This window comes from Mycobacterium innocens (assembly GCF_900566055.1).
GTDB classification, from domain to species: Bacteria; Actinomycetota; Actinomycetes; order Mycobacteriales; family Mycobacteriaceae; genus Mycobacterium; species Mycobacterium innocens.
The window spans coordinates 24,941-41,945 of record NZ_UPHQ01000226.1 but is presented as its reverse complement, the minus strand read 5'-3'; the positions used below and the strand labels follow the sequence as shown (position 1 = coordinate 41,945).

Annotated in this window: 13 protein-coding genes; 3 read left to right on the top strand and 10 right to left on the bottom strand. The window is 65.5% G+C overall.

Annotation, left to right across the window (positions count from 1 at the left end; all coding sequences use genetic code 11):
* The first annotated feature begins 55 nt into the window (after positions 1–55).
* On the top strand, positions 56–1,450 hold the full coding sequence (locus EET03_RS21925) for a sigma 54-interacting transcriptional regulator (RefSeq protein ID WP_075541574.1): 1,395 nt from the start codon (positions 56–58) through the stop codon (positions 1,448–1,450).
* On the top strand, positions 1,443–3,425 hold the full coding sequence (locus EET03_RS21920; RefSeq protein WP_075541575.1) for a VWA domain-containing protein: 1,983 nt from the start codon (positions 1,443–1,445) through the stop codon (positions 3,423–3,425). The genes EET03_RS21925 and EET03_RS21920 overlap by 8 nt, the downstream gene beginning before the upstream one ends.
* 355 nt (positions 3,426–3,780) lie before the next feature.
* On the opposite strand, the gene EET03_RS21915 is transcribed toward EET03_RS21920, so the two are convergent.
* Complete coding sequence (locus EET03_RS21915) at positions 3,781–5,622, bottom strand: glycoside hydrolase family 15 protein (RefSeq protein WP_075541576.1); 1,842 nt, start codon at positions 5,620–5,622, stop codon at positions 3,781–3,783.
* Positions 5,623–5,979: 357 nt separating this feature from the next.
* On the opposite strand from EET03_RS21915, the gene EET03_RS21905 reads away from it, so the two are divergent.
* A complete protein-coding gene (locus tag EET03_RS21905) occupies positions 5,980–6,927 on the top strand; it encodes a DUF5996 family protein (protein ID WP_063471215.1) in 948 nt (315 codons plus the stop codon).
* Between the two features lie 66 nt (positions 6,928–6,993).
* Here the strand turns inward: EET03_RS21905 and EET03_RS21900 are convergent, their stop codons facing one another.
* The 9 genes from EET03_RS21900 to EET03_RS21860 all read right to left on the bottom strand — a co-directional run bounded on the left by EET03_RS21900 (position 6,994) and on the right by EET03_RS21860 (position 16,979).
* A complete protein-coding gene (locus tag EET03_RS21900; protein ID WP_122508825.1) occupies positions 6,994–7,665 on the bottom strand; it encodes an LppA family lipoprotein in 672 nt (223 codons plus the stop codon).
* Positions 7,666–7,900: 235 nt separating this feature from the next.
* Entirely contained in the window at positions 7,901–8,566 is a 666-nt protein-coding gene (locus EET03_RS21895) for an LppA family lipoprotein (protein WP_075541579.1), read from the bottom strand.
* Positions 8,563–10,257 carry an alpha/beta hydrolase gene (locus tag EET03_RS21890; RefSeq protein ID WP_082274489.1) on the bottom strand — a complete coding sequence of 565 codons (1,695 nt, stop codon included), beginning with the start codon at positions 10,255–10,257 and terminating at the stop codon, positions 8,563–8,565. The genes EET03_RS21895 and EET03_RS21890 overlap by 4 nt, the downstream gene beginning before the upstream one ends.
* On the bottom strand, positions 10,238–10,579 hold the full coding sequence (locus tag EET03_RS21885) for a hypothetical protein (protein ID WP_208649118.1): 342 nt from the start codon (positions 10,577–10,579) through the stop codon (positions 10,238–10,240). The genes EET03_RS21890 and EET03_RS21885 overlap by 20 nt, the downstream gene beginning before the upstream one ends.
* Positions 10,580–10,672: 93 nt before the next feature.
* The gene (locus EET03_RS21880) at positions 10,673–11,275 is read right to left on the bottom strand and encodes a DUF1707 SHOCT-like domain-containing protein (RefSeq protein WP_075541599.1); all 603 of its coding nucleotides are present in this window, start codon (positions 11,273–11,275) and stop codon (positions 10,673–10,675) included.
* Between the two features lie 103 nt (positions 11,276–11,378).
* Complete coding sequence (locus tag EET03_RS21875; RefSeq protein WP_075541580.1) at positions 11,379–12,230, bottom strand: enoyl-CoA hydratase family protein; 852 nt, start codon at positions 12,228–12,230, stop codon at positions 11,379–11,381.
* A complete protein-coding gene (locus EET03_RS21870) occupies positions 12,230–13,396 on the bottom strand; it encodes an acyl-CoA dehydrogenase family protein (RefSeq protein WP_075541581.1) in 1,167 nt (388 codons plus the stop codon). Before EET03_RS21870 ends, EET03_RS21875 begins: the two co-directional genes overlap by 1 nt.
* Positions 13,393–15,378 carry an acetyl/propionyl/methylcrotonyl-CoA carboxylase subunit alpha gene (locus EET03_RS21865; RefSeq protein WP_075541601.1) on the bottom strand — a complete coding sequence of 662 codons (1,986 nt, stop codon included), beginning with the start codon at positions 15,376–15,378 and terminating at the stop codon, positions 13,393–13,395. The genes EET03_RS21870 and EET03_RS21865 overlap by 4 nt, the downstream gene beginning before the upstream one ends.
* A 5-nt stretch (positions 15,379–15,383) precedes the next feature.
* The gene (locus EET03_RS21860) at positions 15,384–16,979 is read right to left on the bottom strand and encodes an acyl-CoA carboxylase subunit beta (RefSeq protein ID WP_075541600.1); all 1,596 of its coding nucleotides are present in this window, start codon (positions 16,977–16,979) and stop codon (positions 15,384–15,386) included.
* Positions 16,980–17,005: the final 26 nt, after the last annotated feature.

The following is a 17,005-nucleotide window of genomic DNA, read 5'->3' as shown; positions in this document are numbered from 1 at the left end:
GTCAGCGTTGACATCCACTCTCGTCGCCAGAAGAAAGATGGCGCCGTAGCGTGGAGTGGTGACTTCACCGAGCAACCTGCCGCGCACCGTCGGCGAGCTACGTGCCTCCGGTCATCGCGAGCGGGGGGTCAAGCAAGAAATCCGGGAAAACCTGCTGACCGCATTGGCCGAGGGGTCAGATATCACGGCCGTCTGGCCGGGCATTCTGGGCTTCGAGGACACGGTGCTGCCGCAGGTGGAGCGGGCCCTGATCGCAGGTCATGACTTCGTCCTGCTCGGCGAACGCGGCCAGGGCAAGACCCGGCTGCTGCGCGCGTTGACCGGACTGCTCGACGAGTGGACTCCGGTGATCGCCGGAGCCGAACTGGGGGAGCACCCGTACCGGCCGATCACGCCGGAATCGATCCGGCGGGCTGCGCAGCTGCGTGACAACCTGCCGGTGGCCTGGAAGCATCGCAGCGAGCGCTATACCGAGAAGCTGGCCACCCCCGACACCAGCGTGGCCGACCTGGTCGGTGACATCGACCCGATCAAAGTCGCCGAGGGCCGCAGTCTCGGCGACCCCGAGACCATCGCCTACGGCCTGATCCCGCGGGCACATCGGGGCATCGTCGCGGTCAACGAATTGCCCGACCTGGCCGAGCGCATTCAGGTGTCGATGCTCAACGTCATGGAGGAGCGCGACATCCAGGTCCGCGGCTACACGCTGCGGCTGCCGTTGGACGTCCTGGTCGTCGCCAGCGCCAACCCCGAGGACTACACCAACCGCGGTCGGATCATCACGCCGCTCAAGGACCGCTTCGGCGCCGAAATCCGTACCCACTACCCGCTGGAGCTGGACGCGGAAGTGGGTGTGATCGTGCAGGAGGCGCACCTGAGCGCGCAGGTACCCGACTATCTGATGCAGGTGATCGCGCGATTCGCCCGGTACCTGCGGGAATCGCACTCGATCGACCAACGGTCCGGGGTGTCGGCCCGGTTCGCTATCGCAGCGGCGGAAACCGTCGCTGCCGCCGCCCGGCATCGCGGCGCGGTGCTGGGTGAGACCGATCCGGTGGCCCGGGTGGTCGATCTGGGCACGGTGATCGACGTGTTGCGGGGCAAGCTGGAGTTCGAGTCCGGTGAGGAGGGCCGCGAACAGGCCGTACTCGAGCATCTGTTGCGCCGCTCGACCGCCGACACCGCGTCCCGAGTGCTCGGCGGCATCGACGTCGGCCAATTGGTGACCGCCGTCGAGCGGGGTTCGGCCGTGACGACGGGCGAGCGGGTGTCGGCCAAGGACGTGCTGGCCGCGGTTCCGGGGCTGTCCGTCGTCGACAGGATCGCCAGAAAGCTGGGCGCGGAATCCGAGGGTGAGCGCGCCGCCGCGCTGGAACTCGCGTTGGAGGCGTTGTACCTTGCCAAGCGCATCGACAAGGTGTCCGGGGAAGGCCAAACCGTCTATGGCTAGAGGACACTCTTCGCGCTACTCGGCATACACCGGCGGACCCGACCCGCTGGCGCCGCCGGTCGACTTGCGCGAGGCGCTCGAACAGATCGGCCAAGACGTGATGGCCGGCACCTCACCGCGCCGGGCACTGTCCGAGCTGCTGCGCCGCGGCACCAAGACGATGCCCGGCGCCGACCGGCTGGCCGCCGAGGCAAACCGGCGCCGACGGGAGCTGTTGCGCCGCAACAACTTAGACGGCACCCTGCAAGAGATCAAGAGACTGCTCGACGAAGCGGTACTGGCCGAACGCAAGCAACTGGCCCGCGCCCTGGACGACGACGCCCGATTCTCGGAGCTGCAGCTGGATGCGTTACCGCCGTCACCGGCCAAAGCCGTTCAGGAGCTTTCCGAGTACCGCTGGCGCAGCGGTGAGGCCCGCGAAAAATACGACCAGATCAAGGATTTGCTCGGCCGCGAGCTGCTCGACCAACGTTTCGCCGGGATGAAGCAAGCACTGGAAGGCGCGACCGACGAGGACCGCCGCCGGGTCAACGAGATGCTCGACGATCTCAACGACCTGTTGGACAAGCACGCCCGCGGCGAGGACACCCCGCAGGACTTCCAAGACTTCATGGACAAGCACGGCGAGTTCTTTCCGGAGAACCCGCGCAACGTCGAGGAGCTACTGGACTCGCTGGCCAAGCGGGCAGCCGCGGCGCAGCGATTCCGCAACAGCCTGAGCCAGGAGCAGCGGGACGAGCTTGATGCGTTGGCGCAGCAGGCATTTGGCTCGCCGTCGCTGATGCAGGCGCTGAGCCGGCTCGATAGCCATCTACAAGTCGCGCGCCCCGGCGAGGACTGGACCGGATCCGAGCAGTTCTCCGGTGACAACCCGTTCGGTATGGGCGAGGGCACCCAGGCGCTGGCCGATATCGCTGAGCTGGAGCAGCTGGCCGAGCAATTGTCGCAGAGCTACCCGGGCGCCACCATGGACGACGTCGACCTGGACGCGCTGGCCCGCCAGCTCGGCGACCAGGCCGCCGTCGACGCCAGAACGCTCGCCGAATTGGAACGCGCACTGGTCAATCAGGGTTTCTTGGATCGTGGTTCCGACGGCCAGTGGCGGCTGTCGCCCAAGGCGATGCGCAGGCTGGGCGAGACCGCGTTACGTGATGTGGTGCAACAGCTTTCCGGACGTCGTGGCGAACGGGACCACCGGCGCGCAGGGGCCGCCGGAGAACTGACCGGTGCGACCCGGCCCTGGCAGTTCGGTGACACCGAGCCGTGGAACATCTCCCGGACGCTGACCAACGCCGTTCTGCGCCAGGCCGGGACGACGTCGATGCCCCGTTCAGGCATTCGGATCACCGTCGACGACGTTGAGGTGTCCGAGACCGAGACCCGTACCCAGGCCGCGGTTGCGCTGCTGGTCGACACCTCGTTTTCGATGGTGATGGAAAATCGCTGGCTGCCGATGAAGCGAACGGCACTGGCACTCAACCACTTGGTGTGCACGCGGTTCCGCTCAGATGCCCTGCAGATCATCACGTTTGGCCGCTATGCCCGAACCGTGACGGCGGCCGAGCTGACGGGTTTGGAAGGTGTCTATGAGCAGGGCACCAACCTGCATCACGCACTGGCGCTGGCCGGGCGTCACCTGCGCAAGCACCCCAACGCACAGCCGGTCGTGTTGGTGGTGACCGACGGTGAGCCCACCGCCCATTTGGAGGATTTCAGCGGCGAGGGGACGGGTTCTGCTGTCTTCTTTGATTATCCGCCGCATCCGCGGACCATTGCGCACACGGTACGGGGTTTCGACGATATGGCCCGGTTGGGTGCGCAGATCACGATCTTCCGGCTGGGCAGTGACCCGGGTCTGGCCCGGTTCATCGACCAGGTTGCGCGACGGGTGGAGGGCCGGGTCGTGGAACCCGATCTCGACGGGCTGGGGGCGGCGGTGGTGGGCGACTACCTCCGGTCGCGGCGACGCAGGTAGGTGGCAACACCGTGGCGCGACGACGCGCTGACGGATTCCGCTGGCATAACTAGCCTTTGGCGTTGAGTAGGTAGCTATCCTGGTTGGCCGGGTCAAGCGGCTACTGCCACATCGGCCACATTGGTCGCTGTGGGTGAGGGTGTTGGTTGTGCCCACCTAATAGCGACAAAACCCTGCGCGACTTGGCTTGTCGCTACGAGGCGGGCAAATCGTGTACCGGCCGAACCGTGGGGCTCCTGGGGCCGATGTGATTGCGGGCCAATCGAGTCGCTAACTCAAGGCAACGCATCCTACGAATGTGTGCGTAGGCGTTTGGGATATAGGCATCCGGGTGCCCGAGCATAAGCTGCTTTGGTCAACCGCGAGCTTCGGCTTGGGCAATGGCCCAGGCCGCATTGACCAGCCCGATGTGGCTGAACGCCTGCGGGAAGTTGCCCAACAGCTCGCCGGTGCCGGGGTCGACCTCTTCGGAGAGAAGTCCGACGTCGTTGCGGTAACCGATAGCGCGCTCGAACACTTCGCGCGCCCGGTCGAGCTGGCCGGAGGCTGCCAGGGCTTGCGCCAACCAGAATGTGCACAGCAGGAATGTGCCCTCCTGTCCGGTCAGTCCGTCGGCGTTGGTGTCGACGCTGGTGCGATACCGATAGACCAAGCCGCGCGAGTCGACGAGCTGATCGGCGATGGCGTCGATGGTGGCCAGCACACGGGCGTCGTCGGCGGGCAAGAATCCGACCAGCGGAATCATCAGCGCCGAGGCGTCCAGGTCGTCGCTTTCGAATGCCTGGGTAAACGCGTTGGCCGCGTCGCTCCACCCGCGAGTAATGATCTGATGCCGGATGTCATCGGCAGCTTTACGCCAGCCGTCGACCCTGTCCCGGGCGCCGAGTGCATCGACCATGGCGACGGCGCGGTCGAGCGCGACCCAGCACATCAGCTTGGAGTAGAGGAAGTGTTGCGGCTCGCCACGCACTTCCCAGATACCCGAATCACGTTGCTGCCACAGACGTGCGGCGGCATCGGCCGAGCCGATGAGGAACTCGCGTCCCGCGGCTGCGCAGGGGCGGTCCGGGTGCAGCTGTTTGGCCAGGCGGTGTGCCGCACCCAGCAGTTCCCCGTACACGTCGATCTGGCTTTGCCCCCATGCGCCGTTGCCGACCCGCACCGGGCGGCTGTCGCGCCAACCGCGGAGATGACCGAGCTCACGTTCGGACAGATCATGTTCGCCACCTATGCCGAACATGATCTGAAGAGGTTCGTTGGCGCGTAGTTGTCCGGCGGAGCTGACGGCGAGATAGTCGAAAAACTGCTCCGCCTCGTCTGGGCATGCGGCTACCCAGAGGGCTTCCAGCGTGAGGCTGGCATCCCGAACCCACGAATATCGGTAATCCCAGTTACGTTCTCCGCCAATCTCTTCCGGCAGGGACGTCGTCGGGGCGGCGACCACGGCCCACGTGGGTTGGTAGGTCAATGCCTGCAGAACTCGGCCGCTGTGATGCACCAGATCGCGCCACGGTCCGTCATAGCTCTGATGGACCTTCGACCACAACCGCCACGCGTCGATTGTCGCCATAAGCGCTGCCTCGAGCTCGGCCGATGACATGGATTCAGGACATGCCTCGGAGGTGGTGCGATGTTGCAACCCGAGGGACAGCCGCTCGCCCTCTCGCATCCGGAATCGGCCGCTGGCGTCGGAATCGGTAATCCCCAGCGGAATTGGGCAACACAGGAGCAGGACGTCGGCGCCGCCGCGTACCAGGATGCAGCCGTCGGCAGTGGACACCAACGGCGTGACCACCCCGTACTCCGGGCGTGCGGAGAATTCGACGGTCACCTCCACCTCGCCCGCGGTACACGTTAGCGACCGCACCAGCAGCCGAGGTGCGGTCGCGCCCAACTGGTGCGGGTCATCTACGTACCCGGTGGCGAGCGCATCGCATAGCACCAGCGTTCCGGTGCCGGTGGTGAACGTCGTCTCGAGCACCATGGTCTGGTCGACGTAACGGCGTTTGACCTCCGCGCCGGGATCGGTGGGGTGCACCGAGAAAAACCCGGCGTCCGCGTCGAGCAGTCTGGCGAACACCGATGGCGAGTCGAACCGGGGCAAGCAGAGCCAGTCGACTGAACCGCCGCGACTCACCAGCGCTGCAGTATGCCGGTCAGATAGCAGGGCGTAGTCGGCGATTGGTGTGGTGCTCACCGGGTGCCTCCTGGGTGCCGCGTAGTTCCCGCTTGCCTACCACACAGTTGGCTATGTCGTCGCCATTCTCGCGGCGCGGCTTCCGGATTGCGGGTACACCGCCGTTGTGTCGTCGTGGGGGCCGCGATCCGCGGCCCTTCCGCTACCGCCGGTTTCAGCGCATCGGCCGGCCGGGAACCGTTGTTCGTCATCGCAAACGGGCCGCAACCTGACCTGGCAGCTGCCAACCACAACTTTGCCGTGGATATCGCGCATCTATACCGACCAGGAGGGTATCCCGTTTGCAGCAATCAGCATGGCGGGTGCCCGCCGATTGCCGAGCCGATTCATCAGTAGCACTGGACCGAGGAGATCGATATGACTGCGCACCGAAGCACCAATGCGTGGCCCAGCTTGCGCGTCGACGAGTGGACGCCAACCCGGGAAACGCTGCATATGTGGACTCAGATCGTCGGCAAGATCCGGCTCGCTCATGCCCCGATGGTCAACCATTGGTGGCAAGTGACGTTGTACGTTACCCCCCGCGGGCTGACGACGTCCGCAATCCCTTATGGGAACGAGGTCTTCGATATCGAATTCGACTTCATCGACCATCAGTTGGTGATCCGCAGCAGCACTGGTGCTACCCCTACCGTCCGACTGGAACCGAAATCGGTCGCCGATTTCTACGCCGAAACCATGCAGACACTAGCCGAATTGGGCTTCCCCACCCGCATCCAGCCACACCCGAATGAGGTCGACCCGGCTCCTCGGTTCGCCGAGGACGTCGAGCACGCCTCGTACGACCCGGACGCGGCGAACCTGTTCTGGCGTCAACTGATTCAGGCCCATCGTGTGTTGAGCCGGTTCCGGTCCCGGTTCGCCGGAAAGGTGAGTCCGGTACATTTCTTCTGGGGTGCAATGGATATCGCATGTACCAGATTTTCTGGCCGTGGCGCACCCCGCCATCCTGGCGGCGCCCCCAACTTGGGCGATTGGGTTATGGCGGAAGGATATTCGCGGGAACTGAGCAGCTGCGGATTCTGGCCAGGCGGTGGTGACGAGGGCGCCTTCTATGCCTACGCCTACCCCGAACCCGACGGCTTCGCCGGTCACGCTGTCACTCCCGAGCAGGCCTACTACAGCAAAGACCACGGCGAGTATCTACTGCCCTACGAGATCGTGCGACAGGCGGCCGACCCGGATCAGGTGCTTCTGGGATTCTTGCAGGACACCTACGAAGCAGTGGCCACCAGAGCTGAGTGGGATCGCGCGCTGCTGGAAGAAGATCCGAATCGTTGGAAGGAGCGTGAAACGCGCTCTTGAGGAAGTCTTTGAACATCGGGCGACTTTGACGACTGGATGCGTTCTCGACGTGGTTTGCAACGCGGATCAATAGGCGTCGCGGGTTCGGCCACCGGGCGATCCGTACAGGTATGGGTAGTGGACGTCGGGGTCGTTGGGGGGCCGCATGTTTGGTGGTGGTGGGGCGGTGCGCCAGGCGGCCGGGAGGTGACACCCGGTGTCGTAGGAGTAGGCCAGTGGGCTGTTCGCGTCGCCGTTCACCAAATCGATCAACACGCTGTCATCGCGGATCTGCGAGTCATTCGCCGACCCCAAAGGAAGCGGGGGATCGCCCGGGGCGGCGTTGTTAGGCCGAAAACCCGCCGCCTTGAACACCGGCGCTAGCTCGGTGACGATCTGCAGCCATTGCTGCGGGGTAGGTGCAGGTTCGCCGAAGAATATGTCGCTTTTGAATTGCCGTCCGATGGTCCGGACGAAAGGGTCGCTGCAACCGCCGGGTGGATGTCCGAGCTTGAGATTCGTGAATCTGGTCTGTGGCGAGTACTTCGCGATTGCTGACCTGATAGTTGCGTCGAGGTTGGCTAGTTGCTGCTGGACCGTCTCTAGGTCGGGTCGGTCGTTGACGATTTTTTGTAAGCGGTCCAACTCGTGGCGGCCGGGATTGGCATAGGGGTCGAAGGTGTTAGGTTTGACGCAGCCGGTTAGCAGCAGCGTGATGCACACCAGCCCGGCTGTCAAGGGACGGCGTGCTCGATTCATGAGGTCCTCAGCGGGATTGGAGGCGGCATTTCGTGGGGGCCGGCGCCAGCTGGGAGCGCGTCCACCCCGACCGCGCGGGGCGTGATGAGGTCGTCGGTTTTCCGGCAAGCAGCCGCTGCCATGTTGTAGCCGCGCAGTTGCCCCCTGCGGTGCGGCGCGGAACGCACCGAACTCGGGAATCACTTGGGACACATCACTATTGATTCGGTAGGTATGCCCTGGCTGCGATCGCTGGTCAATAGGCGCCGCGGGTTCGGCCGCCGGGGGATCCGTACAGGTATGGGTAGTGGACGTCGGGGTCGTTGGGGGGACGCATGTTCGGTGGTGGTGGGGCGGTGCGCCAGGCGGCCGGGAGGTGGCACCCGGTGTTGTAGGAGTAGGCCAGCAAATGCCCGTGGTTTACGAGATTGATCAGTGTGCCGTCGTCGCGGATTTGCGAATCATTGGCCGATCCCAACGGCAGGGGTGGGTCACCGGGGGCGGAGTTGTTGGGCCGAAAACCGGCCGCTTTGAACACTGGTGCCAGCTCGGTGACAATTTGCAGCCATTGCTCTGGGGTGGGTGCAGGTTCGCCGAAGAAGTGGTCGCTTTCCTCTTGCCGGCCGATGGTCCGGACGAAGGGGTCGTTGCAGCCGTTAGTCGGATGACTCAATGGGGTGCTGGAGAACTTTGTCTGTGGCGAATATTCGGTGATCACCGCCCGGATGGTGGCATCGAGGTTGGCGAGCTGCTGCTGGACCGTCTCTAGGTCGGGTCGTTTGTTGACGATCTGCTGTAGGCGATCCAACTCGCCACGGCCTGGGTTGGCGTACGGATCCAACGTATTGGGTTTGAGGCAGCTGGTGAGCAGTAGCGTGACGCTGAGCAGTCCGGCCGTGGCATAACGGTGTGGCCGGTTCATGCGTGCTGCCGCGGGATTGGAGGCGGTACTTCATAGGGGCCGGCGCCGCCGGGCAGCCGGTCCACACCGACCGCGCGTGGTGTGACCAGATCGTCGGGCAGTCCGGCCAGCACCGCGGCCATGTTGTAGCCGCTCATGCGCAGTTCGCCGTTGCTTCCCATGCGCGCATACTCCGAATGACCGTAGGCCCGCTCATGAAGGTTGCCGTCACCATAGTGACCACCCAGTGCGAGCCCAGTACTGGTGGACAGCTCAGTCATGCCCGGTACGTCCTGCGGTGCGGCACCGAATGCGCCGAACTCGGGAATCACTTGAGAGACATCATCATTGACACCGATCATGTAGTAGGCATGTCCCGGCTGAACTCCTAGCTGGGCGGCGTTGGTGAGCTCGGTGCCCGGCGAACCGTACAGTACGACGTCGCTTACCGGTGCGCCCTGCTGCAGCGCAAGACTGGTCACCAGGGAGCCGTATGAATGCCCGAACGCGGTGATGTGCTGATCCGAGACATTGCTGCCAGCCGCTATGCCCTTGTAGAAGCGATTCAACGGCCCTGCGGCATCGCGAGCCGACCAGTCATGCGTCACGTCCTTCAGGCTGTCCGGAGCGTCATATCCCAGCCACGCAATGGAAGCGACCGCATCGTAATTCGGTGTACCCGCGAACCTCCTCAAGTCCGATGCCTTGCCTCGTTGGACTTGAGCTTCCCTGACCATCGCTTCAGCACTGGAACTCACTCGCGTGTTCAATCCGCCCACTGTTACACCGACCCGCTCTGCATTGTCGACGTCGCCTACCCCCACTGCCGCCAACACCTTGCGGGAATTACTGGCGGTGTCCAACAGAATCAGGCTGCTGCCCGGGTTGTTGGTAAGCGCGTCGCGCAGCGCCTGCAGATCCGCCAACTTCTCAGTGTCCGTATGCCACACGCCATTTCCATCCAGCCAGCCGCGCTGCAGCCGGTCGAGTTCGCGTTGCAGCACCGGCATATTGAGTTCGTTGCGAACTCTGGTGGCGATGCCGTCGAGGTTGCGAATGGCGTTGGGGAACCATTGTTTGACCCGATCCTGCTGTCCCGGTGTCAGCGAATGCCACCACTTGCTCACCTCCTTGGGATCGCTTCCGGGCGGCGGCATCTGCGGCATCTTGGGTGGCTCATGGCTGAGTTGGGCGCTGACCTGCTCAGGTGACAAGTCCCCGGCGGCGCCCCGAATCGCCGCGGCCAGATCCTCATCGGCGGTCTCGGCGTCAGCGAGCAGACGCTTGATGCATTCCGTCAGCCTGATCGCGGCATTGAGAATCGACTGCTGATCAGCAGGGGAGTACGACGACAAGTCAGCGGGCGGCAACGCCGAACCGGTCGCATTGTCAATCGTCAGGTGGTAATCCCGGGCACTATCGCGAATGGCCTGCAGCCGCAACTTGATTGCGGCGACCTCTTCGGCCGATTTCTCCGCGGCCCGTGCGACTGCCTCGCACGCATCGGCATGGTCGTCGAGAAGCAACGTCGTGCGGTGCGTTGCCGCCAGCGCCGCATCGGCGGCATCACCACCGAAGTCCAGCAACCGCATGGTGTCACTGAGCGCCGCCGATGTGGTGCGGGTGCCGTGTGCGCGGTCAATCGCCGCCTGAAACACCGTCCTGATCGCCGCAGGATCCCAGCGCTCAATATCAGCTAACGTCAACGCCATCGAATCGACCGCTGCTGCCAGCCTGCGCACCGACCGCGGCCAGCGCCGCGGCGTTGCTCTGGTCCATCTCAGCGAAGCCGACCGCCGCGAGATGCATGCCGCAGGAATGCTCACCGAATCGGTCGGCGTGGGTGGCGCTGACCGTCTCCCAGCTACCCAGCAACCCCGACAGCGCGCCAGCCGAGGACCCGACCCATCCCGACCGCGCGCCTTCGGCTGCACCGTGGCATGACTGGTGCAAAACCAGCAGTGACTCACCGTGATTGGCCAACTCATATCCCACCCGAGTCAGCACCTCAGGAACGACACGCAACGTCTCCATCATCGACCCTCCCGATCAGCCAGCAAGCAAACCTCCGGGGAGTATGGCACACACCCGCCAACCGGGCTATTCACCTTCGGCGGCCGTACCGGGCTACTTGCGGGGCTTGCGCGCTTTACGCTTGATGCCCACGCCGCCCCAGAACGAGAAGCCGCGGATCTTCACCTTTGGTGCACCCCGGCTGCCCTCGCCCACGACTTCGCGGTCGAAGTTGCCCATCACAGCGCGGCCGTGGATTTCGACGTGGACTTCGGGAGGCACCAGGATGGTCTGCACACCCATGATCGAGTATGCGCGGATCTCGACCTCGGTTGAGGTGAAGTCGGCGTAGCGCAAATCCAGCACGCCGGTTCCCCAAAGCGTGAAGGTGGTCAGCTTCTTCGGCACATTCCACCGGCCGCGCCGCTCGAACCCACTCAGCAGGGCGAGCAACAGGGTGGACGGTGCCGGGTTGCAGTTGCCGCCGCGACGGGGGCTTACCGAGGCGCCGGGCAGGTCGGCTCGAAGCTGGTCCAGCTCTCGGTAGGTGGTTGCCGCGTAAGCCCTGGTAAGCCGATCTTCGTACTCGTTGAGCTGCAGGCGACCCTGTTCCGCCGCGTACGCCAGCAACTGCGCGATCTGAATGCGATCAGTGTCAGCCGCGAGCGACGAATCGTCACGCGTGTCCTTCGTATCGCGTTGGGCCGGGTTGCTCATCACCCACGAGCGTACGACGTCCAGGATTTGCTGCAAGCTGGTTGGCTAAACTGCAACCTTCCCCCCGGCCAAGTCCGACTCGCCCAGCCGGCAATCGTGCTGCTCAGCGACTCGCCGGGTCGGATTTGACCCAGCTCGGTGGACGTTTCTGCAGGAATGCCAGCATGCCCTCGCGCGCCTCCTCCGAAACGAACAGCCGCGCCGACTCCTCGGTGAGCCGTTGGGCGTCGCGGTCGAATCCTTCCAGTACCGCGGCGGTTGTCAGCGCCTTCGATGCCGCCAGGCCCTGCGGTGATCCGCGACCCACCTCGGCGACCAGCTTGGCCACCGCGGCATCCACATCGTCGGCTGCCATGGTGACCAAGCCGATCTCCGCGGCTTCGCTGGCGCCGAACGTCTCGCCCGTCAGGTAGTACCGGGCCGCAGCGCGCGGCGATAGCTTGGGCAGCAACGTCAGCGAAATGATCGCCGGGGCCACGCCGATCCGGGCCTCGGTCAGCGCAAAGGTGCTGCGCGGGCCGGCGACCACCATGTCGCAGGCCCCGACCAGACCGAACCCGCCGGCTCGGACATGCCCGTTGACCGCGCCGATGACCGGCCGTGGGGACTCGACGATGGCACGCAGCACCGTCGTCATCTCCCGGGCCCGCGCCACCGCCATGTCGTATGCCGATGGTGGCGACCCGCTTCGCCCGGCTGCGCCGCGCTCGCGATCGCCACGCGGGTCGCCGCCGCCGGCCTCGCTCAAGTCCGCACCCGCGCAGAAGGTGCCGCCGGTGTGGGTGAGCACCACCACCCGTACCGCTGGATCGGCCGCCGCGTCTCGCAGTCCCTGATGCAGCTGGCTGACCAGGACGCTCGACAGTGCGTTGCGGTTGTGCGGCGAGTTGAGCGTCAGCCGCGCCAGCGGACCGCCGCACTCGCCCGGCCCCGCGTACTCGACGAGAGCGTCCATCAGTAAGACCGGGGCAGGCCCAGCGATGTCTGCGCGACGAAGTTGAGCACCATCTCGCGGCTGATCGGGGCGATCCGGGCCAGCCGGGCCGACGTCATCATCGCGGCCACACCGTATTCTTTGGTCAGCCCGTTGCCGCCCATGGACTGCACGGCCTGGTCGACCGCCCGGGTCGAGGCTTCGGCCGCAGCGTATTTGGCCATGTTAGCCGCCTCGGCCGCGCCCACGTCGTCGCCGTGGTCGTAGAGCGTGGCGGCCTTCTGCATCATCAGCTTGGCCAGTTCAACCTCAATGTGGCACTGCGCCAACGGATGTGCCAACCCCTGGTGCGCACCGATCGGGGTGGACCACACCTGGCGCGTCTTGACGTAGTCGACGGCCTTGCCCAGCGCGAACCGGCCCATGCCGACCGCGCTGGCCGCGCCCATGATGCGCTCGGGATTCAGACCGGCGAAAAGCTGTGCGATCGCCGCGTCCTGGGCTCCGACCAGTGCATCGGCGGGTAGTCGGACGTCGTCGAGGAACACCTGGAACTGGCGTTCCGGGCTGATCAGCTCCATCTCGATCGGCGTATATGTGAAGCCGGGTGCGTCGGTGGGCACCACGAACAACGCCGGGCGCAGCTTGCCGGTCTTGGCCTCTTCCGTGCGACCCACCACCAGCACCGCCTGCGCCTGGTCGATGCCGGAGATATAGACCTTCTGGCCCTTGAGAATCCAGTCGCTGCCGTCGCGGCGGCCGGTGGTGGTGATCTTGTGCGAATTGGACCCGGCGTCCGGCTCGGTGATCGCGAAGGCCATCGTCAACGACCCGTCGGCGATGCCGGGCAGCCAGCGCTGCTTTTGTTCGTCGGTGCCGAACTTGGCGATGATGGTGCCGTTGATGGCCGGCGACACCACCATCAGCAGCAGCGCGGAACCCGCTGCCGCCATCTCCTCCATCACCAGCGACAGCTCGTACATGCCGGCGCCGCCGCCGCCGTACTCCTCGGGCAGGTTCACTCCGATGAACCCGAGTTTTCCTGCCTCGGCCCATAATTCGGTGGTGTGTTCGTGTGCACGGGCCTTCTTCAGGTAGTACTCGTGGCCGTAGTTGGACACCCATTCGGCCACCGCCTTGCGTAGCGCCTGGCGCTCTTCACTTTCGATGAAGCTAGTGTCTGTCATTGTGAATCTCCTTGTGCTTCGGGTCCTTCCACGCGTGCCAGCACGGCACCGACGTCGACCTGCTGGCCGGTGTGGACGTTGAGCTGGGTGAGCACACCGTCAGTCGGCGCGCTGATGGTGTGTTCCATCTTCATTGCCTCCAGCCAGATCAATGGCTGACCCGCTGTGACGGTATCGCCGACGTCGGCGCCCAAGCGGATGACGTTGCCGGGCATCGGCGCCACCAATGATCCCTGTTCGACGGCCGAACCCGGCTCGGGAAAGCGGGGTAGCGCGACCAGATGCACCGGTCCGCTGGCGGAATCGACGTAAACGTCCTGGCCGTAACGTGCCACCGTGAAGCTGCGGTCCACGCCGTTACCGTCGGCCAGCACGACCTGGTCCGGCATGGCCGATACCAGTTGGACGGATCCGTCGCCGGGAAGTTCCAATCCGCTTCTGGTGAACCGGTATTCGATGCGGTGTTCCTCGCCGCCGTCGTCGAGGTACGTCTTGACCTGATAGCCCGACGCCAGGTTGCGCCAGCCACTGGGGATGGAGCCGAACAGCGCCGCAATCGTGCGATTGTGCGCGGCGTCGGCCAGGGCGGCGGCGATCACCGACAACCGGAACGTCGTCGCGTCGGCCAGCGGTGCCGACAGCTCCGCCAAACCGTGCGTGTCGAAAAACGCGGTATCCGTGGCGCCGTCGAGAAATGCCGGGTGGCGCAGCACGTTGACCAACAGCTCGCGGTTGGTGCGCAGGCCGTGCAGGCGGGTGCGGGCCAGCGCGTCGGCGAGCACCAACGCCGACTGCCGGCGCGTCGGAGCATACGAGATGACCTTGGCCAGCATCGGGTCGTAGTGGATCGACACCGTCGAGCCGGCAACGATCCCCGAGTCCAGCCGGATCCCGGTCCGGTGCCCCAGCGTGCCGAACTGCGCGCGCACCGACGGCACGTCGATGCTGTGCACCAGACCCGCCTGCGGCTGCCAGCCCTGCGCCGGGTCCTCTGCGTAGAGCCGGGCTTCGATCGAATACCCTTGGGCCACGGGTGGTTCGGCGTCCAGCCGGCCGCCTTCGGCGACCGTGAGTTGCAGTTCGACCAAGTCCAGGCCGGTGGTCTCCTCGGTGACCGGGTGCTCGACCTGCAGCCGGGTGTTCATTTCCAGGAAGTAGAACTCACCGTCGTCATCGGCGAGGAACTCCACCGTACCCGCACCGGTGTAGCCGATGGCGGAGGCGGCCAGCCGGGCGGCGTCAAACAGCTTGGCACGCATGCCGGGTATGCGCTCCACCAACGGCGAGGGCGCTTCTTCGATGATCTTCTGGTGCCGGCGCTGAATGGAGCATTCCCGTTCGCCGACGGCCCAGACGGTGCCGTGCATGTCGGCCAGCACCTGTACCTCCACGTGGTGTCCGGTGGGCAGATAACGCTCACAGAACACCGTCGGGTCGCCGAAGGCGGACTGCGCTTCGCGCCTGGCGGCCTCGACTTCGGCTGGCAAAGCGGACAATTCGCGAACAACCCGCATCCCGCGGCCACCACCGCCCGCGGACGCCTTCACCAGCACCGGCAGCTGGGCCTGGGTGACGGTGTCCGGGTCGAGCTCGTCGAGTACCGGCACTCCGGCGGCCGCCATCAGCTTCTTGGACTCGATCTTGGAGCCCATGGCCCGCACCGCGTCCACCGGTGGGCCGACCCAGGTCAGTCCCGCCTCCTGTACGGCCGCGGCGAAATCGGCGTTCTCCGAGAGGAACCCGTAGCCGGGGTGTACGGCGTCGGCGGCCGCGGCCCGGGCGGCCGCGATGATGGCCTCGGCGTTGAGATGGTCGTTGGTCTTGGGCAGCCGCACCCGGGCGTCGGCCTCGGCGACATGCGGCGCGGCGGCATCCGGTTCGGTGTAGACGGCGACGGTGCCCAAGCCCAGCCGGCGGCAAGTGGCGAACACCCGCCGCGCGATCTCGCCGCGATTGGCAACCAGTACTCGAGTGATCGGCATTTGCATCACATCCGGAAGACGCCGAAGTTCGACGTCCCCTTGATCGGGCCATTAGCGATGGCGGACAAACACATTCCCAGCACGGTGCGGGTGTCGCGCGGGTCGATCACCCCGTCGTCGTAGAGCATCCCGGACAACACCAGCGGCAACGACTCGGCTTCGATCTGGCCTTCGACGGCGGCACGCATCGCTGTGTCGGCCGCTTCATCGACCTGCTGGCCGCGGGCCTCGGCAGCGGCGCGGGCCACGATGGACAGCACCCCCGCCAGCTGCGCGCCGCCCATCACCGCGGACTTGGCGCTGGGCCAGGCGAACAGGAACCTCGGGTCGTAGGCGCGTCCGCACATCCCGTAGTGGCCCGCGCCGTACGACGCGCCGATCAACAGCGAGATGTGCGGAACGGTCGAGTTGGACACGGCATTGATCATCATCGAGCCGTGCTTGATCATGCCGCCCTCTTCGTAGACCTTGCCGACCATGTAGCCGGTGGTGTTGTGTAAGAACAACAGTGGCGTGTCGTAGCGGTTGGCGAGCTCGATGAACTGGGTGGCCTTTTGCGACTCTTCGCTGAAAAGTATGCCGCGCGCGTTGGCCAGGATGCCCAGCGGGTAGCCATGCAGCCGGGCCCACCCGGTCACCAGCGACGAGCCGTACAGCGGCTTGAACTCGTCGAATTCGGAGCCGTCGACAACGCGGGCGATAACCTCCCGCGGGTCGAACGGAATGCGCAGGTCCGCCGGGACGATGCCGATCAGCTCCTCGGCATCGAACAACGGCTCGGTGACCGGCCCGGGCGCGGGCCCCTGCTTGACCCAGTTCAGCCGGGCCACGATGCGACGCCCGATGCGGATGGCGTCGAGCTCGTCTTGCGCGAAGTAGTCGGCCAAACCCGAGATGCGGGCGTGCATTTCGGCGCCACCCAGCGACTCGTCGTCGGACTCCTCGCCGGTGGCCATCTTCACCAGCGGCGGGCCCGCCAGGAACACCTTGGAGCGTTCCTTGATCATCACCACGTGATCGCACATGCCGGGAATGTAGGCGCCGCCCGCGGTGGAGTTGCCGAATACCAGTGCGATGGTGGGAATCCCGGCTGCGGACAGCCGGGTGAGGTCGCGGAACATTGCTCCGCCGGGAATGAAGATCTCCTTCTGCGTCGGCAGGTCCGCCCCGCCGGATTCCACCAAAGAGATCACCGGAAGCCGGTTCTGGAACGCGATCTGATTGGCCCGCAGGATTTTTCGCAACGTCCACGGGTTGCTGGTGCCGCCTTTGACCGTCGGGTCGTTGGCGACGATCAAGCATTCCACGCCGGACACCGCACCGATGCCGACGACCGTGCTGGCACCGACCGTGAAGGCGCTGCCGTATCCCGCCAGCGGGCTCAGCTCGAGGAACGGCGAGTCCGGGTCGACAAGCAATTCGATGCGTTCCCGGGCCGTGAGCTTGCCGCGGGCGTGATGACGGTCGACGTATTTGGGCCCGCCGCCCGCCAGCGCCTTCGCCAGTTCGGCGGCGATCTCGTCCAGCTTTGCCGCCGTCGCCGCTGCCGCTTCGGCGTACGCGCCGGCATGGGCGTCGAGGGTGGACTGCAAAACGGTCATGACCACCGCCGACGATGCAGTGGGGG